The organism is Dichelobacter nodosus (assembly GCF_001263335.1).
In the GTDB taxonomy this organism is placed as follows: Bacteria; Pseudomonadota; Gammaproteobacteria; order Cardiobacteriales; family Cardiobacteriaceae; genus Dichelobacter; species Dichelobacter nodosus.
Genome location: NZ_LGVW01000027.1, coordinates 1 through 265 on the forward strand (window position 1 = coordinate 1; position 265 = coordinate 265).

General features: G+C 38.1%; 1 protein-coding gene. It reads right to left on the minus strand.

Translation table 11 applies throughout. The features are described from left to right. Positions 1-104 precede the first annotated feature (104 nt). Positions 105-263 carry a helix-turn-helix domain-containing protein gene (locus AKG33_RS07575; RefSeq protein WP_082203969.1) on the minus strand — a complete coding sequence of 53 codons (159 nt, stop codon included), beginning with the start codon at positions 261-263 and terminating at the stop codon, positions 105-107. Positions 264-265: the final 2 nt, after the last annotated feature.

Genomic DNA, 265 nt, shown 5'->3' on the forward strand with positions numbered 1-265 from the left:
CGCTTTTAATTCTTCGGGTTCTTGCAAAAGTAACAATGTTTTTGCTTGCGATTGCGCTGCCAAAGTGTGCCAGTCTCGTAAATCAATATTGCTTAAAACTTGCATCAATCAATTCCTAATTTTTTTAATTTATAACGCATTGCCCGAAAACTAATGCCCAAAGATTCGGCGGCTTTCGTTTTATTGTTGCCGTTTTCTTTTAAGGCTTTAATCAACAATTTGCGCTCCATTTCTTGCATAAACCCTTCGAGATCGTCGGGCATTT